The sequence below is a fragment of the Litorerythrobacter xanthomarinus genome, assembly GCF_046254955.1.
GTDB lineage: Bacteria > Pseudomonadota > Alphaproteobacteria > Sphingomonadales > Sphingomonadaceae > Qipengyuania_C.
In genome coordinates this window covers 793,151-811,943 of the sequence record NZ_JBJXRG010000002.1, presented here as the reverse complement: position 1 = coordinate 811,943, position 18,793 = coordinate 793,151, and the positions used below count along the sequence as shown (strand labels likewise).

Genomic DNA, 18,793 nt, shown 5'->3' with positions numbered 1-18,793 from the left:
GCAAAGCCGCGCCCCTCCCGGATCGTCAATGCGGCCAGATTAGAATTCGAAGCCGGCAGCGACACCATATTGCCGCGGCGCGATGGCGCCCGCGAAGGTAAACAAGCCCGCTACCGGAAGCGTTGAGCCAATCCCGCGTTCGTCGAGCAGGTTCCGACCGAACACGCGGATATAAGCGGTCGATGTCGTTCCTAGGTCGAACCGTAATGTGGCAGCTGCAGATACGTCAGTGGTCGCAGGCCGTATGCCGCGCGGGTCGCTTGTCCCGAAGTCGCCGGGAGCAGGGACAATCGTGGTCTGGTAGGAGCTGGTGCTTGCTACCCTTGCATTGAGTGCCAGCTCACTGGAGTTGCTCACGGGAACCTTGTAATCCGCAGCAACCGAGAAGGTGAAGTCCGGCGTCCGGCGCATTTCACGTGTCGATGCGTCTTCGCCCGGATCTAGCGACCCATTCAAGTTCAAGTCGACAAAGTAGTCGTCATACTCGGCATCGAGCCAGCCGGCCGATCCCGTGACAGTGAAGTTTTCGAAGAGCTCGACACGCAGGTCTGCCTCAAGGCCCATGATCGTAGCGCTGGCAGCGTTCTGGGTTACGGTTTCCTGCGGATTGGGCGAGCCCGGGGGTGTGGCTTGGACCACTTCTTCCTGCTTGTCGTCATACTTGGTGTAGAAGGCAGCGACATTGAATGTGCCTGCGCCGCCTAGGAAGGTGCTCTTGGCGCCCAGTTCGAAGGAGTCCACGATTTCGGGATCGAAAGTAGCCTCAACGGCAGTCGATGTGATGGCGCGTCCGTTAAAGCCACCCGAACGATAGCCACGGGCAAAGGACGCGTAGACCAGAAGGTCATCACTCACATCGTAGTCAAGGCTGATGCGCGGCGTGAATTCCTTCCAGCTGTCGTCATTGGTGAGATCAATGCCGTTGACGACGAAGCGACGGTAGTTCTTCTTATCGATCGAGTACCGTCCACCGATACTGAGGCGCAGACGGTCGGACAGGTCGAAATCGAAGTCACCGAAGAATGCATAACTCTTGGTGTTGTGGTCAGTCCCATTGCTCGACTGCGCCCCTCCGGGAAGGATTGTGGTCGAATCCAGCTGATACTCATTATCGAAGTAATAGAAGCCGAGAACGCCGCTGATTGACTCGGTGAAATCTCCGGCCAACCGCAGCTCCTGGGTAAGCTGTTTGTAGAATTGAGTGCGATCGGTCTGGAAAAACGGGATCGACGTCGCATCGAAATCCTGCGTTTGCCGTTCGTTCGAATCTCTAAGCGCGGTGATCGAAGTAAGCGTAAGATCGCCGAAGCTGTAATTGATCTGCGCCGAGTAGGCTTCCTCACTATATTGAATGTTTCCGAGGAAGTTGCTGAAGACGGTATAGAGATCGTCTTCAAGATCGCGGTTACACTGGTCCGGAATCAGATTGAACGTCGCCGGCGGCATCGGGTTTGGATTGGCGAACAGCACACAGATCAGGTCAGTCCCATTCGAGACAGAAGCAACCGGTGGATCGCCGCCAAGTTTCGTATGCTCTGCGGTCAGCAATATCTCAAAATTGGCGGACGGCTCGTAAAGGATCGTCCCGCCAACATTGGTGTTCGAATTGGCACCTGCGTCTACGCCCAGCGTGACGTTGTCATAATATCCATCGAATTCGCGGTCATATCCCCACAGCTTGACGCCGAAAACATCACTATCGCCAAAATTGAGCACCGCATTGTACTCTTGGCGGCCGTAGTTGCCGATTGTCACTTCGGCCTTGAGGCCCATTTCCTTGGTTGGGCGCGAGCGACGAATGTTGATGACGCCGCCGATAGTGTTCCGGCCGAACAAAGTGCCTTGTGGGCCGCGCAGCACTTCGACCTGCTCGAAGTCGAAGGCATTGGTCAGTTGGCCGGTGTTGGTGCCGATAAAGACACCGTCGATTACCACGCCCACGGTGGGCTCGAAACTTTTTTCGATATCCTGGAAGCTAACCCCGCGGATGGAGATTGCGCCGCCGCCAGGGCCTGCGCCGACCGGATCGATCACGACGTTAGGAGCGAGCGTTTCAATATCTTCGATCGTCAGCGCACCTTGGGCGCCAAGTTGTTCGGGGCTGACAACCGTAACCGCCAGAGGGACATCCTGAACCGACTCATTGCCACGAAGTCGACCGGTTACGACAATCTCGGCGGACTGCTCGGCTTCATCCGCGTCTTGGGCGGCCGCAATTTGCGGCATTGCCAGGCCAGATGTGAGAATGGTCGTCGCAGCGAGCGCCGCGCGAATCCGATTGCTTCCGTGTTTCATCTTAGTTTCCCTCCCAAAACGCGTAGTTGCCCAAGAGGCAAAGTGCATTCATCTCGATTTAAATTTAGCGAGAACCAACCGAGGCTCCACGCTCAAAAAAGAGAGGCAGTTCACAAAAATGACAGGGAGGGATCAGATCAAAAAAGGGATTGAGAGCGCTCGCGCAGCGATCACGGCCACTGTGTTGCTCATCGCCATCACCGGTTGCGGAAGCGATCCGGATTCAGCTCCGACCAGCTCTGCCAGCGAAGAGGGGGAATCAATCGGCAATCCCGACAAGCTGCTGTGGGGAGATCTTCACGTCCACAGCAATTTGTCGTTCGACAGCAACAGCTTTGGCAACGAGAATTTGGGACCCGACATCGCCTATCGCTTTGCGCGCGGCGAAGAAGTCACCGCAAGCTCCGGCACCAAGGTCAAGCTCTCACGTCCGCTCGATTTCCTGATGGTTGCGGACCATTCGGAATATCTCGGGGTGCTACCCGCTGTGCGCTCTGGATCGAAAGACATTCTTGATAGCGAATTGGGTCGGCGCTGGTCGCGCTTCTTCAACGATGATTCCGATATTGGTAAGATCACGTCGGACTATGTCGATATGGCGACGCGAGTGAAGCCGATCGACCGGGTATCCAGGGATTTCGAGCGATCCTCGTGGGAAAAGCAGATCGACATTGCTGAGCGCTTCAACAAGCCTGGCGAATTCACGACTTTTGCTGGATATGAATGGACCTCGATGCCCGGTGGGCGCAACCTGCACCGTGTGGTGATGTTTCGCGATGGCCCGGACCTGACCAAAAAGGTTCTACCATTCTCGGCGCTCGACAGCGACGAGCCGGAAGATCTGTGGACCTATCTTGCCGCCTACGAAGAGGATACGGGCGGTCAGGTCATGGCGATTGCCCACAACGGCAACCTCTCCAACGGGCTGATGTTCGATACAAAACGCTTGGGTGGCGGCAAGATTACAGCGGAATATTCGGCCGAGCGGATGCGCTGGGAGCCGGTTTATGAAGTGACGCAGGTAAAAGGCGACGGAGAGGCCCATCCGCTGCTTTCGCCAGACGACCGGTTCGCCGATTTCGAGAATTGGGACGAAACCGATATCTCCATGGTGCCACGCTCTGTTGACGAAGCCGAGCAGCGCCGCACGCTCGAAGGCGAATATGCGCGCAGCGGATTGAAGCGCGGCCTTGAGTTTGCGCGCGATATCGGGACTAATCCGTATGAGTTCGGACTGATGGGTTCGACCGACAGCCATACCGCACTTTCGACGTCAGACAGCGATAACTTCTGGGGCAAGTTCCTCGATTCCGAGATGACCGCCGACCGCCTGACCAACAAGATGGGTGGAAGCTTGTGGGCCAATCGTGGGCTTACGGCAGCTGGCTGGACCGGCGTGTGGGCGCGGGCGAACACGCGCGAGGAGATCTTCGCCGCATTCAAGCGGCGCGAAGTCTATGCCACGACTGGGCCGCGCATACGTTTGCGCTTCTTCGGTGGTTGGAATTTCGCGCCGGATGATCGGATAGGTCGGTCGTTGGTCGAAAAGGGTTACTCCAGCGGTGTGCCGATGGGCGGCAAACTGAGCGGCGGCGCCAGCGCGCCGACCTTCCTCGTACGGGTTCTCAAGGATCCTGACGGAGCCAACCTCCAATTTGTCCAGATCGTCAAGGGCTGGGTGGCGGCAGATGGTTCAGCACAGGAGAAGGTCTTCAACATCGGCGAAGGGCCCGATACCGGCCAGTCGCAATTCAGCTTGTTCTGGCGCGATCAAGATTTCGATGCGGACAGCCATGCATTCTATTACGTGCGGGCGATCGAAATTCCGACGAAGCGCTGGACGACGCATGACGCGGAGAAATTCGGCCTCGAGCGGCCTGCCGACCAGCCCGAATTCATCCGCGAGCGCGTCTATAGCTCGCCGATCTGGTACGATCCGAGCGCCGAATAGCTAGCGCTCGACCCCCTTTACTTTGCCCCATTGGCGGGCGGCAGTGTAACCGAGGTAGCCGGTGCCGAAGAGGGCGTAGAGTTCCTCAGGCAAGCGGCGCAGATAGGTCGTGATACCCTGCGATATGTCGCTCGCGGCTTGCGGCGAAAAAGCCGACAGGATGCCCATCGGCAGGGCGAACAACATCAGCACATACATCACATAGAGAAAGCTGGGACGCGCGCGGCTGGTCCAAGGGTCCTTGGAGTTGGCTTCGGCCACGATAGCCGAAAGGCGGGCCTGGATCTCGGCCATTTCCTGCGACCCTTCGAGGCGCAACAGTTCGAGCTTGGCCTTGGCGCGCGCCTCCTTGTCGGGAATCAGCTTGTCGATCAGCGAGGCAATGGGGCCGATGAGCGATTCAACGATGGGCATGGGAAACTCCGTGGCAGGGAGTCGCGCAAGCTAATCATGGAATGCGCAGTAGGAAAATGGATTCTTGGGCGTGTGTTCAACGAACCTGCGGATAGTGCTCACCCAGGCGCTCTCGCGCGCCGCGCGCCCACAGGAACAGGATATTGAGATAGGTCCAATAGGACTTGAGGCGGCCTGTCTTGGCTATGCGGCGATCCGAAGTCTCGGCAAAGCGCGGCACCAGTCTGATCTTCCCCAGCGATGCGAATTTGATGCAGAGATCGGCGTCTTCCATGATCGCAAGACGTTCGTCGCAACCTCCTAGTTGAATGAAATGGCGCCGCCGGAAGAACATCGCATGGTCGCCGAACAGTAGTCGCACGCCCCGAAAGTAGAGTTGCGGTCGGAACAGGAGCGGCGCGTACCATGTCTTGAGCCAGTTGTGCGCGGTGGTCGGCCAGCGCGTGCCCTTGGGCCCGACAAAACGTGGGGTGAAGCTGGCTAGAGCGGTGGCGTCATCTGCCAATGTCTTTGCGATCACCGAAAGTGCGTCGGCGGGTAGGTGGGTATCGGCGTGCAGCACACAAACCAGATCGCCGCTTGTGGATTGCACGCCGTGGTTCACTTGCGGGCCACGGCCCGGCTGCGGGGATTGCAGGACTGTCCAGCCAGCTGCGCGCGCAAGCTTGCCAGTCTGATCGTCGCTCCCGCCGTCTACTAGAATGACTTCGTTTGGCGCTGGATCGAGCGTCGCAATGTTCTCGATCAGCGCGGGTAGGGCGGTCTCTTCGTTGAGCGCCGGGATCACGATGGCGACGCTGCTCATGCTGTCAGCCATGGCCATCGCTTAAGGTCTTCGGGCCGATCGCAATCATGCAGGACCGGCAGGAGAAACGGTTCGATACCCAGCTGTTCCAGCCGCTGCATGGTTTCCGGCAGGACCGCGTCGGTGCTCCACGGCATATCGGTGAACAGTTCCGGCAGCGGGCGGGCAAGGCCGATCAGATAGTATCCTCCGTCATCAGCGGGGCCGATCACCACCTCGTGCTGCTCCAGCGAGCTTGCAGCGGCCCGGACGATCTCCGACGTGAGATCAGGCGTATCCGCGCCGAAAAATATCACCGGCGTCGGGTCGATCCGCTCGATCAACCGCGCGGTCAGATCGCCATCGGTTTGAGGAACCAGAACCACTTCGCCGCCTAGCCAGTCGCAAAATTCGGCTTCATTCGCGCCAGTATATGCCACTTCGACTGTTCCGGCATTAGCTTCCATCATCACGCTCACCGTGCGGTCGGCCAATTGCCGATGGACTTGCGCCGCACGCTTTGCGCCCAGTGCAGGGATTAGCCGGGTCTTGGCTTCGCCGGGATTGGGAAACTTGCAGAACAGGACGAGACGCATGGTGGCTCGCTGTATCGGGTGCGGCGCAAGGCATTGCAATGCCAAGCGCGAATGGCGTAACCGTTCGCGCTATCGAAACGAACACCCAGACAATGAGCGCCTCATCTCCCTTTTCGGTCCAGGCCGCGCCCTTGCCGCGCGCGAAATTTGCCGATCCTGCAGTCACGGCGGATGGCGAGGCGCGCGCGAGCGTCGACTTGCGCGGACTTGAAACGCTGTGGTTCAACACGGGAACCCTGTGCAACCTCGCTTGTAAGACCTGCTACATCGAAAGCTCGCCGACGAATGACGCGCTCGTCTACCTGACGCTGGATGAGGTGCGCACCTACCTTGACGAGATAGCGCGCGATTGCCTGCCCACCCGCGAGATCGCCTTCACCGGGGGCGAACCCTTCATGAACCGCGACATGGTCCTGATCCTTGAGCTGTGCCTTGGGCGCGGTTACGAGGTGTTGGTGCTAACCAATGCGATGCGTCCGATGCGGCGGTTTGAAGGACAGATCCTGGCGCTAACAAACCGCGAGAAGCTGGTGATGCGCGTCAGCCTCGATCACTTTACGAAAGCGGTGCACGAGGCAGAGCGAGGTCCAGATACCTGGGACAAGGCGCTGGACGGAATCAACTGGCTCAGCGCCAATGATTTCCAGACCGCCATCGCAGGACGCCAGCTGCCCGGCGAAAGCGAAGCTGAGGCGAGGGCAGGCTATGCCGCATTGTTCGCGCAACATGGCTGGCAGGTCGATGCCAATGATCTGGCACAACTGGTGCTGTTTCCAGAAATGGATGCCACTGCCGATACGCCGGAAATCACGACGTCTTGCTGGGAAATAACCGGTGCCGATCCGGCGAGCATCATGTGTGCGTCAAGCCGGATGGTGATCAAGCGAAAGGGTGCAGAAAATCCGGTTGTCGCGGCCTGTACCCTGCTGCCCTATGATGATGAGTTTACCTTGGGCGAGACGCTGGCTGACGCCAGCCGCCCGGTCGCGCTTAACCACCCCCATTGCTCGCGCTTTTGCGTGCTGGGCGGGGCAACCTGTTCGGCTTGAAGGGGTTAAACCACTGGTCGGGACGACTGGATTCGAACCAGCGACCCCTACACCCCCAGTATAGTGCGCTACCAGACTGCGCCACGTCCCGAGCCAGTGGTGGGCGGCCCTATAGGGCGCACCCGGCAGCATGGCAAGCGATGTCCACCTGTTCTGCTGACCTGCTGCGTTGCTCTGGTGTGGCATAGCTGCTACGCGCGCGCTCGATTGCAGGATGCGGGAATGTGGCGCGCTTGAAAGCGTGCCTGACAATCCCATCTCCGGATTGTGACACGATAGCTCGATAGGCCTTTTTCATGCTCGATTTCCTTGCCGCCGCAGCCAGCGGTGACGCGCCGCCCGCCTGGATCCAGTGGTTGCCGATTGTCGGCATGATCCTGATCTTCTGGTTCCTGATCATTCGCCCGCAAATGAAGCGGCAGAAGGCACACCAGCAGAAGGTTGCAGGACTCAAGAAGGGTGATCAGGTCGTCACGGCCGGCGGACTCGTCGGCAAGGTCGCCAAGGTTGACGATCATTATTGCGAGATCGACCTGGCTCAGGGGGTCCGCGTCAAGGCCGTGAAGCACACCATCGGCGATATCATCCCGCCCGGCGGCACCCCCGCAGCAAACGACTGATAAGCGAACCATGCTCGATTTCTCCACCGGGAAAAAAGCGTTTCTCTGGCTGATCACGCTGGTGGCTATGCTGGCGGCTTTGCCGTCGATCTCAGCGGTCGCGAATCTCGACTGGCCCGAAGCGCTGCCCGATCCAACCGTCAATCTCGGTCTCGACCTTGCTGGCGGCAGTCACATCCTGCTTGAGGCGGAAGCCGAACAGGTGGCGGCACAACGTCTCGAAAACATGGAGGAGTCGGTCCGCGCGCTCACGCGCAATGCTTCGCCGCGCATCCGGATCGGTGATGTTTCAACGCGCGGTGGCCAGTTGAGCTTCATTGTCGACAGTGCCGCCGATGTAGACCGCACTCGGGAGCTTCTTCTTCCGACTATGAACGGCCCCGGGCTGGTGCGCGAATGGGATCTCGAAGTGGTCGATCAGACGCGGATGATCCTCTCGCCGACCGAGACGGGGCTGGAAAATGCGGTCACCCAGGCAATGGACAGTGCCACAGAGGTCGTCCGCAAGCGTATTGACGCATTGGGCACACGTGAACCGACGATCATTCGGCAGGGCGACACGCGGATCGTGGTGCAGGTGCCCGGCCTGCAGGATCCTGACCAGCTCAAGGCGTTGCTTGGCCAGACTGCCAAGCTCGAATTCAAACTTGTCGACCAGAACGCCCTTCCTTCGGACGTGGCGCAGGGAATTGTCCCACCAGGCAGCCAGATATTCCCCTATGCAGCGGACACACCTTTCGAGGGCACCTCGCTGGCCGTTCGCAGACTTGGTGGGATCAAGGGTGATCAGCTGATCAACGCGCAGCAGAGCTTTGATCCGCAGACGAACGAAGCGGTTGTTTCCATCCAGTTCGACCAGCAGGGCGGGGCTAAGTTCGCCAAGCTGACCAGCGAAAACGTCAACAAGCCCTTCGCCATCATTCTTGATGGCGTGGTGCTGTCGGCTCCGAATATCAACGAACCAATACTGGGCGGTTCGGCGCAGATTTCGGGCAGCTTCACGGTCGATACTGCCAATCAACTTGCGATCTCGCTTCGTTCGGGTGCGTTGCCGGTAGATCTGACCGTGGTCGAGGAACGGACCGTTGGTCCCGATCTTGGTGCCGACTCGATCCGGAAAGGCGTGCTGGCAATGGGAGTCGGCTCACTGCTCGTGGTTGCGCTAATGATTGCGAGCTACGGCCGCTTCGGCGTTTATTCGACCATTGCGCTGATCCTTAACGTCCTGATGGTTCTTGGCATCATGGCGGTTATGAACACCACGCTGACCCTGCCCGGCATTGCCGGCTTCGTTTTGACAGTGGGTGCAGCGGTGGACGCCAACGTACTGATCAACGAACGTATTCGTGAGGAACGAAGGCGTGGGCGGCGCGTGATCGCAGCGGTGGAGAATGGCTACCGCGAGGCGAGCCGCGCTATCTACGATGCAAACATCACCAATTTCATTGCCGGAGTGCTGCTGTTTATCTTCGGCTCGGGCCCGATCCGCGGCTTTGCCGTGGTTCTGATAGTCGGCCTGTTTACTTCGGTCTTCACCGCTGTGGTGCTCACACGCATGTGGGTTGCCGGGTGGCTGCGCAAGGCGCGGCCGAGCGAATTGAACGTATAGGGAGGCGGGACACATGCGACTGCTCAAACTCGTTCCCGAGAACACCAACATCCGCTTCTTGCGTTGGCGTGTTCCGTTCTATGTCATCAGCCTGTTGCTGATCGCGGCAAGCTGGGCGTTGGTGATGACCAAGGGTCTTAACTATGGCGTCGACTTCGCCGGCGGCCAGGAAGTGCGCGTTACCTTTACCGAGCGGGCGGAGGCTCCCATTGCTTCGCTGCGCGAACAGATCGGCGCCCTTGGCTATGGAGAGCCGGTAATCCAGCGCTTTGGTGAGGAAAACCAGGTATCGATTCGTGTGCGCCTGCCTGAGGAGGTGGAAGACGTTCCAGGTGCTGCCACCGCTATTGGGGACCAGGTAATACAGGAAATCGAGGGGGCCTATCCCGGAGTCAGACGAGACGGAAACGATACGGTTTCTGGCAAGGTTGCAGGCGAATTTCGCGAGAAGGCGCTCTACGCGCTGCTTGCCGCCATGGCGGCTATCTCGATTTACATCTGGATCCGTTTCGAATGGCAGTTCGGTGTTGGCGCGCTATTTGCGCTGGTGCACGATGTATCGCTGACGCTGGGCCTGTTCGCGCTGTTCCAGCTCGAATTCAGCCTGCAAATCATCGCCGCGATCCTGGCGATCATCGGTTACTCGCTGAACGATACGATCGTGGTCTATGATCGCATCCGCGAGAACCTGAAGAAGTATCGCAAGATGCAACTGCCCGAGCTGCTCGACCTTTCGGTCAACGAGACCCTGGCGCGCACGGTGATGACGTCTTTGACGCTGCTCGTCGCCCTTTTGCCGCTCGTGCTTTTCGGACCGGAAAGCCTGTTTGGCCTCACCATTGCGATCGTGGTGGGTATTTTCGTCGGTACCTACAGTTCGGTCTATATGGCCGCGCCCATCCTAGTGTGGCTGGGCGTGACATCCGACAGTTTCATTCCGGCAGAAAGTGTAGTCGATCGGCAGGAGAAGGTGGCGCGCGGAGAAGCTTGAGGCGCGGCCTAGAGCTTCCGCACCAGCATCTCTGCAACCGCGATCCACGCAGGACTATCGACGACCTGTTGCTTCTCACCTGAACCGGGCGGCAAAACTCCCACCAGCGAGCCCTGCCGATCGATCAGCCTGCCGAACGCGAAGCGCCCACCGGGACGCGGGACCAGCACATCGCGGTTAATCGCCTGCTGGGCGCTTTCCGGATCGATCTGGCGCAGCCATAGCTGATCGCCTGGGCGATACTCGCCGACGCTTTCTTCGATTGCCAATACGACCAGCAGTCCATCGCCGCCCAGATCCGTGACCACCATTGCGTCGCGCGGCCTTGCAATTGCTTCGGGACCGGAAGCCTGCAGCCTCGCGACAACCTGTGCCTGCGCGTTTTCTTCCGACCGGACCAGCATCTCGGGATCGACACCCAGCGCCTTGCCGATACGTTCCATCCACTTGAGCGAAAGGTTGCGCATGCCCGTCTCAAGCCGCCCGATGGTTTGCGCAGTGGTCGGCGGGTCGCACGCTTCGGCCAGTTCGGCCAGCGTCATTTCCTTGCTCTTGCGGATATCCCGGATGCGATTGATCATGCGTGCCGCCTTTCGACTTAACCAATACGGTTTCTTCTTTCCTACAGGCATACCGCTTTGGCAAGCGCGACTCTCTCATCATCAACAGGAGAAGCGCCCGATGAAACGCCAGCTGGTCGAACGCGAATTGACGAGTGAAGGGCCCCGCAGGAGCGACGGAGGCGGCTCACATAAACGGTTGCGCTCGGTCACGGTCAACCTGGCGGAATCGCCGCTAAGTTGGCTGCACTCGCGCGGACATCTCAGCGAACGACAATTTGATGCGGGAGAGCGTTTGCGAGCCGATTACGAGCGCGCGCAAATGGAGCCGAGTATCACCATGCGCTGGGATGTGGTGCGGATCAGGGGGCAGGGCGGGGATGCGGACCTCACGCACAGCGAGCGTCAGATCGCGGCCAAGCAGCGGTTCCACGCCGCGCTCGACGATGCGGGTTCAGGTCTATCGGATATCCTGTGGCGCGTGGTGTGCGCAGGAGAAGGCTTGCCCGACGCGGAAAAGGCACTCCAATGGCCCGCGCGATCGGGCAAGCTGGTGCTCAAGCTGGCGCTGGACCGGGTGGCGGATTTCTACCGGATCGGGTGATTGATAACCGGCTCAGGACTGTGCTCCATGTGCTCCATCCAGTAGGATTTGCCGAGGGAAAGACGCTAGATCCTGGCAGCAATTGCGGCGCGCAGTTCCGGCAGGAGCTCGCCCTCGAACCATGGATGTTTGCGCATGAAGATCGTGCTGCGCCAGGCAGGGTGGGGGAGCGGGAAAACCCCGGGCAGGAAGTGGCGGAAGCTTTCGACCCGCTTGGCCAGTGACCATCTCTTGGTTTCGGTCAGGTAGGATTGCTGGGCATAGGTTCCGACGAGCAGGGTTAGTCGCTCGCTGGGTAGCGCTGCCAACACGCGCTCATGCCACAACGGCGCGCATTCCGGCCGCGGCGGCTTGTCCCCGCCCGACGCTCTGCCGGGATAGCAGAACCCCATGGGCATCAGTGCGATCAGCTTGGGATCGTAGAACTGCTCTTTCGAAAGGCCGGTCCATTCGCGCAGCCGGTCGCCACTGTCGTCGTCCCATGGGATACCGCTGGCGTGGACTTTCGAACCTGGCGCTTGCCCGATGATCAGAATGCGCGAGGTTTCGGAGAATTGGACTACGGGGCGGGGTCCGTGCGGCAGATGCGCTTCGCAATGGCGGCACGCAAAAATTTCGCTGAGGAGCGCGGCGGTCAACCTTCGACCTGCTCGGCCAGCGACAGCCATCGCTCTTCTGCCGCGTCCTTCTCACTGCGGGCATTCTCCAGACCTTGCGTGATATCGGCAAACTTCTGCGGATCGGAGGTGTAGAGATCGGGATCGGAAAGGATTTCCTCGCCCTTGCTGATGGCAGCTTCCAGCTTCTCGATCCGGGCGGGGAGAAGCTCGTAATCGCGCTGATCCTTGTACGATAGCTTCGATGGCTTTGACTTTAAAGAAGGCGCTGGGGCTTCTTGCGGTTTAGAGGGGGAGTTCTCTTCCCGCTTGTCCGGCTTGGATTTGCGCTCCGTCGTGGTCCGCCGTTTAGCCGCCCAATCCTCATAGCCACCTGCGACGATATCGACATGCCCGGTCCCGTCGAGGCCGAGCGTCAGCGTAACGGTCCGGTCGAGAAAGTCGCGATCATGGCTGACGAGCAGCACGGTGCCTTGGTAGTCGGCAATGACTTCCTGCAGCAGATCGAGCGTCTCAAGGTCGAGATCGTTGGTCGGCTCGTCGAGCACGAGCAGGTTGGAAGCCTTGGCAAACTCGCGCGCCAGCAGCAGGCGCGACTTCTCGCCGCCAGAGAGAATCCCGACCTTGGTGTCGATGATCTTGGGATCGAACAGAAAGTCCTTCAGGTGCGCCTGGACATGCTTGCGATGCCCCTGCACGTCGATCCAGTCGCCGCCTTCGGCGAGCACGTCGCGAACCGTCTTGTCGGGCGAGAGCAGCTGGCGCTGCTGGTCGATCATCACGCCGGTGAGCTTGTTCGATATCTCCACCGTCCCGCTGTCGGGCGCGAGTTCGCCGGTCAGCATCTTGAGCAGCGTCGTCTTGCCCGCACCATTGGCTCCGACGATCCCGATCCGGTCCCCGCGCTGGATGCGCAGCGAGAACGGCTTGATAATCGAGCGACCATCGTAGGTCTTGCTGATGTTCTCGGCAACGATCACGGACTTCGACTTGAAGTCTTCTTCGGTTGCCAGCTTAAGCTTTGCGGTGCCCGAATTGGAGATCATCGCGGCACGCTGCGCGCGCATTTCCCAGAGCTTTTCGAGCCGCCCCTGGTTGCGCTTGCGCCGCGCGGTCACTCCGCGCTCCAGCCAATGTGCTTCCAGCTTGAGTTTGGCGTCGAGCTTCTCGGCCGCTCGAGCCTCTTCGGCATAGACCTGTTCTTCCCAAGCTTCGTAGCCACCAAAGCCGACTTCTTTGCGGCGGATGATGCCGCGATCGAGCCACAGCGTCGCGCGGGTCAGTCGCTTGAGGAAGGTGCGGTCATGGCTGATCACGAGGAATGCGCCCTTGTACCGTGAAAGCCAGTCTTCAAGCCAGTCGATTGCCGCAAGGTCAAGGTGGTTGGTCGGCTCATCGAGCAACAACAGGTCCGGGTCCTGCCCTAAGGCCCGCGCAATCGCTGCGCGCCGCCGTTCGCCGCCGCTGGCACCCTTGGTGGGAGTTGCCATATCGATCCCGAGCTGCCCGGCGATAGCCTCAACTTCATGCGGCTGGGGGGCGTATTTACCGTCCAGAGCCCAATCCATGAGTGTGGCATAGCCGGACATGTCCGGGTCCTGTTCAAGCACCACAACCCGCATTCCGGGCTTGGTCTTGCGCTCGCCGGTATCGCTCTCGATCTGGTCATCGATCAGCCGGAACAAGGTGGTCTTGCCCACACCGTTGCGTCCGATAAGCGCCAGCCGGTCCCGCGGGCCGATATGCAGATCAAGATTTTCCCGATCGGGTCCACCCAGCAGCCATCGCCCGCCCTGCTGGAGGCCTAGCCCTTCAAGGCTGAGGATCGGTGGTTGTGCCATGGTGCGGCCCCTAGTCCGCGGGCCGCTCCGGAACAAGACGGTTCACCCGTGCGTAATCGACTCATGTGCAGCCAGTCTGCAATTCAAGGAGAATACACCATGATCCGTCCCATATTTGCTTTGCTCGCGGCCACTGCGGTGTCGCTTCCGCTCCATGCACCGGCTTCAGCCGCCGAGATCCAGATCCAGGTTTCGAATCCGGTCGTCGAATTGTCCGTAAATGAGATCGTTCGCTCTGCGCCCGATGTCGCCCAAATCGGTGCCGGAGTGGTAACAAGAGCCCCGACCGCACAAGGTGCGATGCGTATGAATGCCGAAGCCATGGACCGGTTGATCAGGAAGCTGCGGGACCTCGGCATCGATCGGAAGGATATCCAGACCTCGAATTTCAATCTCAATCCGGACTATCGCTATAATCGCGAGACCAACGAACAGACTTTCTCCGGTTACTCCGTGAACAATCAGGTCTCGGTGAAGCTTCGCGATCTCGAGCGTGCAGGCGAAGTTCTCGACGCACTTGTAGCAGCCGGCGCCAACAACGTTTACGGGCCGAATTTCATGCTTGAGAATGATTTGGATGCGAAAGCGCTCGCGCGAAAGAACGCGTTTGCACGCGGCTTGGTGCAGGCGCGCGAATTCGCACAGATGGCTGGTTATTCCGACGTGAGACTGCTCGAAGTTTCAGAGAACTTCCAATCTTACGGCCGTGTGCCGCCGCCCGCGATGGCGATCAGAGTGGCGACCGAGTCGGCTGTTGCCGATACGCCGATCGAGCCGGGCGAGGTGGGCACCGGGGTCACGCTTGGTCTTAAATATGAAATGGTAAACTGAGGCAGCACAAACCTGAACGGGAGCCTGCATTCTACATTCAGTACTTGTTCAATGCTTCTGGCTTAGTCACAAGCGCATTATGAGAACGTTCCTCGCCTCTCTCCTTCTTGCCGCGGTCGCCGCTACCAGCGTGTCCGCGCCTGTCGCAGCGCAGCAGTCGCGTAGCGATCAGGGCGAGGCCCGCAAGGAAATGCGTGCGGGGAACGTGCTCTCATTGCGCGAGATCGAGCGCCGTGTTCTCCCGACGATGCGCGGGGCGGAATACCTTGGTCCGGCCTACGATTCGACTGCCATGGCATATCGACTGAAGTTCATTCGCGATGGGCGAGTCATGTTTGTCGATGTCGATGCGCGTACCGGCCGAGTGCTCCGGCGCAGTCGGTAAATGTGAAGCAAGGGTTCGGCTCCGGCCCATTCACGCTCGCAGCTACCCGATATGGTGACGTTCGAGAAGTCGGGTAGCTGGGAGCTTGAAAGGGCTGGCACCGGATAATCCTATGGAGCGAAACTTCGTTCAGGTTGACGCGTTCATGTACATGAACGAAATGCCTTGCGGCACAGTTGAGGAAATACGCGAATGAGAATCCTGATCGTCGAAGACGAGCCGACACTGGGACAGCAGCTCAAGTCGACCTTGGAACAAAACGGCTATGCGGTCGACCTGTCGACGGATGGCGAGGATGGCCACTTCCTGGGTAGCACCGAAGACTACGATGCTGTGGTCCTTGATCTTGGTTTGCCCGAGATAGATGGGCTGACTGTTCTCGGTATGTGGCGCAAGGAAGGGCGCGATTTCCCTGTCCTTGTTCTGACTGCGCGCGACAGCTGGTCGGACAAGGTCGCCGGCCTGGATGCTGGCGCGGATGATTACCTCGCCAAGCCCTTCCAGACTGAAGAACTGATCGCCCGCCTGCGTGCGCTGATCCGCCGCGCTTCGGGTAACACTTCGAGCGAACTTACTGCAGGCGATGTTCGGTTGGATACGCGTTCCGGGCGGGTCACGCTCAAGGGCGAACCGGTCAAGCTGACAGCGCAGGAATACAAGCTGCTGAGCTACCTGATGCACCACAAGGGCAAGGTGGTGAGCAGGACCGAGCTGATCGAGCACATCTACGATCAGGACTTCGACCGCGATTCGAACACGATCGAGGTGTTCGTCACGCGAATTCGCAAGAAGCTCGGAGCAGAAGTGATCACGACGATCCGTGGCTTGGGGTATAGCCTCGACGATCCCGACGACGCGCCCCGCGCGTCATAACGTCACTTCGACGTGGCTGAATCCGATCCTCTCTCTCAGGCGGCACGCGATGTGCCGGTTGGTGCAAGCGGGGACGGACCCGGCAATCTGACCCCGCCGGCGGAGCAACGGCAAAAACGCGGCAGCCTTGCCAGCCGGATGATGCTCATCGCGGCGGGCTGGATAGGCGTGCTCTTGCTTGGTGGCGGCTTCGCGTTGAACCAGACGCTTACTCGGCTAGTGGAGAACAATTTTGACGAGCAGTTGGAGTACATTCTCACAGCGATGATCGCTTCGGCCGAGATCGGGCCGGACGGCGAAGTCTTCTTTTATCGTTCGCTCGGCGACCAACGCTTTCTCGAACCGAATTCGGGGCTCTATTGGCAGATCAGCGGGGAAGGCCATGAGGATTTTCCATCCCGCAGTCTGTGGGATCGCAGCCTCGATGTCCGTGCTGACCATGCCGACAGCACCATTCACATGTACAATAGCAACCAATTCGCAGCAGAGCCGTTGCGCGTAGCTGAGCGGTCAATTGTACTCCCAGGTAGCGATACAACATGGTGGTTCATCGTCGCAGCCAGCCGCGAAGAACTCGATTTCCAGATCAATCGCATCCAATCGATCCTGATCTGGAGCTTTGCGGCACTGGCACTTGGACTGCTCTTCATGGCCATGCTGCAAAGCTGGTATGGCCTTGGCCCACTGCGCCGTGTGAGGGCAGCGATCCAGCGCATGCGCAGCACCGGTACGAACCGCATCACCGATCCGCTACCGCTCGAGGTCCAGCCGCTGGTCGAAGAATTAAACGCCTTGCTGGCGCATTCCGAAAAACAGGCGGAAGAAGCGCGCACTCATGCCGGTAACCTTGCTCATGCGCTCAAGACCCCGCTCACCGTGCTGACCAATGCGGCAACCGCGAAAGCCCCCGATCTTAATACGGCTGTGATCCGCGAAACGCGGACAATGCAACGCCATGTGGATCACCATCTTGCAAGGGCGAGGGCGGTCGGCCGCCGTGCCGTGGGTCTCGCATCGACGAGTATTTGCGAAAGCGCCGAGGCTGTACGCCGGGCAATGGAGCGTCTCTATCCGCAGGTCCGGATCGATATTGCCGGCAATCGCACCGCGCGTGCCGCGATCGAGCGCCAGGACCTTGACGAAATTCTCGGCAATCTGATCGAGAACGCCGCCAAGTACGGCGGAGGGAGCGTTTTTGTAACCGTAGATGCGGAACCCGGTACAAAGGATTGCGTCATCTGGATCGAGGATGACGGAAATGGCATCCCGCTTGAACAACAAGAAACGATATTCGACCGCGGCGTAAGGCTTGATACCGACAAGCCCGGAACCGGACTAGGTCTAGCGATTGTCCGCGACGTCGCCGAAATCTACGGCGGAGGTGTGTCGCTCGGAGAGAGCGAAGATCTTGGTGGCTTGCTCTTCAAGCTCACATTGCCGCGCGCGCAGCAGGGCGAAGACTAGATCGTCCCCGCCTCGCGCATCGCTTCGGCCTTCGCCTTCTCACGCTTCTGATAAGCAAGCAGGGCACGGAAAATCTTACCGTCATGGTCGATGTCCTTGCCGTCACCCAACCGATCCATCTGTTCGTAGCACCAGCCCAGTGTCGCGCCCATGTTGAGCATCTTAGCGATGGCAAACGGGCTTTTCGGTGAGAGCCAGCCCGGGCCGATGCGGAGCTCGCTTTCAATGCGCCGCAGTTCCGGCGCACCGGCAAGAAGCTTGGCCGGGCCTTCAGGATCACCCAACAGTGGACGTCCGACCCCTATAACATCGATCTTGTCATCCCTGATCGCTGCATTCATTCCCGCGCGGCTGCGGAACCCTCCGGTAACCATCAAGGCTGCGTTCTTCACGGCGGCGCGCATGCGCGGGGCGAATTCCAGGAAGTAGGCTTCGCGCTGGGCGGTGCTCGTTTTCGCCTTGTCGCTACTCGCGTCTGATGCACCCATCATGGCGGCTTGCTCGTAGGTGCCGCCGGAAACTTCGAGCAGGTCGATCCCGCGTTCGTCAAGCCAGCCTGCGACTTGCTCGCTATCATCGGCATCGAACGCCCCGCGTTGGAAATCAGCGCTGTTCAGTTTGACCGAAATGGCAAAACCCTGGCCCGCCTGCGCTGTTGTTCGTTCGACGATGTCGAGCAGCAATCTCGCCCTGTTCTCCAGATTGCCGCCCCATTTGTCGGTCCGTAGGTTCGATTTGGGAGAGAGGAACTGTGAAAGCAGGTAGCCGTGCGCTCCGTGGATCTGGATTCCGTCGAATCCGGTATCTTCCGCCACCTTGGCCGCGAGAACGAAACGGTCGGCGATCGAAAGGATCTCGTCTTCTTCTAGCGCTACCGGATCACCGAACTTCATGCCCGGTGTACCTTCAAGCGGCACTGCCGAGGGAGCCTTCGGCTGCGAGTTGATCGCCTGCTGCGTCTGGCGTCCTGCATGGCTTAGCTGGACCCACGCCTTGCTTCCACCGCTCTTTGAAGCTTCGGCCCAAGCTTTAAGCCCCTGGACGAGACCACGAGAGGGCGGACCGTCGATGATGACATTCCCCGCCCGCTCAAGATGGTGTCTGTCTACTTGCACGTTACCCGTGAGAAGGAGGCCGATCCCTCCATTCGACCAGCGTCGATAGAGTCGCTGCAGCCGCTCGTCGGGCACGCCTCGTGGATCGGCGAGACCTTCGGTCATGGCCGCCTTACAAAGCCGGTTTGGAAGGACCTGTCCGCACGCGAGAGCAAGCGGTTGGGCAATGGCATCGGTCATGGTCAAAGTCTCAT

The 18,793-nt window shown here is 59.5% G+C and carries 18 protein-coding genes and 1 tRNA gene; 10 read left to right on the top strand and 9 right to left on the bottom strand.

Features of this window, described 5'->3' with window-relative positions; genetic code table 11:
* Positions 1–39: 39 nt before the first annotated feature.
* Positions 40–2,295, bottom strand: a complete 2,256-nt coding sequence (locus ACEWMW_RS13340; protein ID WP_409414422.1) for a TonB-dependent receptor — start codon at positions 2,293–2,295, stop codon at positions 40–42.
* Positions 2,296–2,479: 184 nt separating this feature from the next.
* Between ACEWMW_RS13340 and ACEWMW_RS13335 the strand changes: the two genes are divergently transcribed.
* Positions 2,480–4,246: a DUF3604 domain-containing protein gene (locus ACEWMW_RS13335; protein WP_409414421.1), complete on the top strand. Its 1,767-nt coding sequence runs from the start codon at positions 2,480–2,482 to the stop codon at positions 4,244–4,246.
* Here the strand turns inward: ACEWMW_RS13335 and ACEWMW_RS13330 are convergent, their stop codons facing one another.
* The 3 genes from ACEWMW_RS13330 to ACEWMW_RS13320 all read right to left on the bottom strand — a co-directional run bounded on the left by ACEWMW_RS13330 (position 4,247) and on the right by ACEWMW_RS13320 (position 6,040).
* The gene (locus tag ACEWMW_RS13330) at positions 4,247–4,660 is read right to left on the bottom strand and encodes a holin family protein (protein WP_409414420.1); all 414 of its coding nucleotides are present in this window, start codon (positions 4,658–4,660) and stop codon (positions 4,247–4,249) included.
* A gap of 76 nt (positions 4,661–4,736) precedes the next feature.
* Entirely contained in the window at positions 4,737–5,477 is a 741-nt protein-coding gene (locus ACEWMW_RS13325; protein ID WP_409414419.1) for a glycosyltransferase, read from the bottom strand.
* Positions 5,462–6,040, bottom strand: a complete 579-nt coding sequence (locus ACEWMW_RS13320; protein WP_409414418.1) for a TIGR04282 family arsenosugar biosynthesis glycosyltransferase — start codon at positions 6,038–6,040, stop codon at positions 5,462–5,464. Before ACEWMW_RS13320 ends, ACEWMW_RS13325 begins: the two co-directional genes overlap by 16 nt.
* A gap of 38 nt (positions 6,041–6,078) precedes the next feature.
* Here ACEWMW_RS13320 and ACEWMW_RS13315 point away from each other — a divergent pair, with 38 nt between their 5' ends.
* Positions 6,079–7,089, top strand: a complete 1,011-nt coding sequence (locus ACEWMW_RS13315) for a radical SAM protein (RefSeq protein WP_409414417.1) — start codon at positions 6,079–6,081, stop codon at positions 7,087–7,089.
* Positions 7,090–7,103: 14 nt separating this feature from the next.
* Here the strand turns inward: ACEWMW_RS13315 and ACEWMW_RS13310 are convergent.
* Positions 7,104–7,180, bottom strand: a tRNA-Pro gene (locus tag ACEWMW_RS13310).
* A gap of 205 nt (positions 7,181–7,385) precedes the next feature.
* On the opposite strand from ACEWMW_RS13310, the gene yajC reads away from it, so the two are divergent.
* From yajC to secF, 3 genes are read left to right on the top strand one after another with little or no spacing between them, the layout of a single operon-like run.
* Positions 7,386–7,709 (top strand): preprotein translocase subunit YajC, encoded by a 324-nt coding sequence (gene yajC, locus ACEWMW_RS13305; RefSeq protein WP_409414416.1) that lies wholly within the window; start codon positions 7,386–7,388, stop codon positions 7,707–7,709.
* A gap of 10 nt (positions 7,710–7,719) precedes the next feature.
* Complete coding sequence (gene secD / locus ACEWMW_RS13300) at positions 7,720–9,318, top strand: protein translocase subunit SecD (protein WP_409414415.1); 1,599 nt, start codon at positions 7,720–7,722, stop codon at positions 9,316–9,318.
* Between the two features lie 13 nt (positions 9,319–9,331).
* Complete coding sequence (gene secF, locus ACEWMW_RS13295; RefSeq protein WP_409414414.1) at positions 9,332–10,309, top strand: protein translocase subunit SecF; 978 nt, start codon at positions 9,332–9,334, stop codon at positions 10,307–10,309.
* Between the two features lie 8 nt (positions 10,310–10,317).
* On the opposite strand, the gene ACEWMW_RS13290 is transcribed toward secF, so the two are convergent.
* A complete protein-coding gene (locus tag ACEWMW_RS13290) occupies positions 10,318–10,890 on the bottom strand; it encodes a helix-turn-helix domain-containing protein (protein WP_409414413.1) in 573 nt (190 codons plus the stop codon).
* A 100-nt stretch (positions 10,891–10,990) separates the two neighbouring features.
* Here ACEWMW_RS13290 and ACEWMW_RS13285 point away from each other — a divergent pair, with 100 nt between their 5' ends.
* Entirely contained in the window at positions 10,991–11,473 is a 483-nt protein-coding gene (locus ACEWMW_RS13285; RefSeq protein ID WP_409414412.1) for a DUF6456 domain-containing protein, read from the top strand.
* A gap of 65 nt (positions 11,474–11,538) precedes the next feature.
* On the opposite strand, the gene ACEWMW_RS13280 is transcribed toward ACEWMW_RS13285, so the two are convergent.
* Positions 11,539–12,141: a uracil-DNA glycosylase family protein gene (locus ACEWMW_RS13280; protein ID WP_409414411.1), complete on the bottom strand. Its 603-nt coding sequence runs from the start codon at positions 12,139–12,141 to the stop codon at positions 11,539–11,541.
* Positions 12,108–13,931: an ABC-F family ATP-binding cassette domain-containing protein gene (locus tag ACEWMW_RS13275; RefSeq protein WP_409414410.1), complete on the bottom strand. Its 1,824-nt coding sequence runs from the start codon at positions 13,929–13,931 to the stop codon at positions 12,108–12,110. The genes ACEWMW_RS13280 and ACEWMW_RS13275 overlap by 34 nt, the downstream gene beginning before the upstream one ends.
* A gap of 99 nt (positions 13,932–14,030) precedes the next feature.
* On the opposite strand from ACEWMW_RS13275, the gene ACEWMW_RS13270 reads away from it, so the two are divergent.
* The 4 genes from ACEWMW_RS13270 (at position 14,031) to ACEWMW_RS13255 (ending at position 17,484) form a co-directional block, all read left to right on the top strand.
* The gene (locus tag ACEWMW_RS13270; RefSeq protein ID WP_409414409.1) at positions 14,031–14,762 is read left to right on the top strand and encodes an SIMPL domain-containing protein; all 732 of its coding nucleotides are present in this window, start codon (positions 14,031–14,033) and stop codon (positions 14,760–14,762) included.
* A 79-nt stretch (positions 14,763–14,841) separates the two neighbouring features.
* Positions 14,842–15,147, top strand: coding sequence for a PepSY domain-containing protein (locus tag ACEWMW_RS13265; RefSeq protein ID WP_409414408.1), 306 nt, complete (start codon positions 14,842–14,844; stop codon positions 15,145–15,147).
* A gap of 192 nt (positions 15,148–15,339) precedes the next feature.
* Complete coding sequence (locus ACEWMW_RS13260; protein WP_409414407.1) at positions 15,340–16,020, top strand: response regulator transcription factor; 681 nt, start codon at positions 15,340–15,342, stop codon at positions 16,018–16,020.
* Between the two features lie 51 nt (positions 16,021–16,071).
* Entirely contained in the window at positions 16,072–17,484 is a 1,413-nt protein-coding gene (locus ACEWMW_RS13255; protein ID WP_409414470.1) for a sensor histidine kinase, read from the top strand.
* Here ACEWMW_RS13255 and ACEWMW_RS13250 read toward each other — a convergent pair.
* On the bottom strand, positions 17,481–18,779 hold the full coding sequence (locus ACEWMW_RS13250; RefSeq protein ID WP_409414406.1) for an NADH:flavin oxidoreductase/NADH oxidase family protein: 1,299 nt from the start codon (positions 18,777–18,779) through the stop codon (positions 17,481–17,483). The genes ACEWMW_RS13255 and ACEWMW_RS13250 overlap by 4 nt on opposite strands.
* Between the last annotated feature and the right edge of the window lie 14 nt (positions 18,780–18,793).

Coding starts and splice junctions, on each gene's coding strand:
- ACEWMW_RS13340 (WP_409414422.1), bottom strand. CDS start 2,295: ATGAAACACGGAAGCAATCGGATTCGCGCGGCGCTCGCTGCGACGACC.
- ACEWMW_RS13330 (WP_409414420.1), bottom strand. CDS start 4,660: ATGCCCATCGTTGAATCGCTCATCGGCCCCATTGCCTCGCTGATCGAC.
- ACEWMW_RS13325 (WP_409414419.1), bottom strand. CDS start 5,477: ATGGCTGACAGCATGAGCAGCGTCGCCATCGTGATCCCGGCGCTCAAC.
- ACEWMW_RS13320 (WP_409414418.1), bottom strand. CDS start 6,040: ATGCGTCTCGTCCTGTTCTGCAAGTTTCCCAATCCCGGCGAAGCCAAG.
- ACEWMW_RS13315 (WP_409414417.1), top strand. CDS start 6,079: ATGCCAAGCGCGAATGGCGTAACCGTTCGCGCTATCGAAACGAACACC.
- yajC (WP_409414416.1), top strand. CDS start 7,386: ATGCTCGATTTCCTTGCCGCCGCAGCCAGCGGTGACGCGCCGCCCGCC.
- secD (WP_409414415.1), top strand. CDS start 7,720: ATGCTCGATTTCTCCACCGGGAAAAAAGCGTTTCTCTGGCTGATCACG.
- secF (WP_409414414.1), top strand. CDS start 9,332: ATGCGACTGCTCAAACTCGTTCCCGAGAACACCAACATCCGCTTCTTG.
- ACEWMW_RS13290 (WP_409414413.1), bottom strand. CDS start 10,890: ATGATCAATCGCATCCGGGATATCCGCAAGAGCAAGGAAATGACGCTG.
- ACEWMW_RS13285 (WP_409414412.1), top strand. CDS start 10,991: ATGAAACGCCAGCTGGTCGAACGCGAATTGACGAGTGAAGGGCCCCGC.
- ACEWMW_RS13280 (WP_409414411.1), bottom strand. CDS start 12,141: ATGGCTGTCGCTGGCCGAGCAGGTCGAAGGTTGACCGCCGCGCTCCTC.
- ACEWMW_RS13275 (WP_409414410.1), bottom strand. CDS start 13,931: ATGGCACAACCACCGATCCTCAGCCTTGAAGGGCTAGGCCTCCAGCAG.
- ACEWMW_RS13270 (WP_409414409.1), top strand. CDS start 14,031: ATGATCCGTCCCATATTTGCTTTGCTCGCGGCCACTGCGGTGTCGCTT.
- ACEWMW_RS13265 (WP_409414408.1), top strand. CDS start 14,842: ATGAGAACGTTCCTCGCCTCTCTCCTTCTTGCCGCGGTCGCCGCTACC.
- ACEWMW_RS13260 (WP_409414407.1), top strand. CDS start 15,340: ATGAGAATCCTGATCGTCGAAGACGAGCCGACACTGGGACAGCAGCTC.
- ACEWMW_RS13250 (WP_409414406.1), bottom strand. CDS start 18,779: ATGACCGATGCCATTGCCCAACCGCTTGCTCTCGCGTGCGGACAGGTC.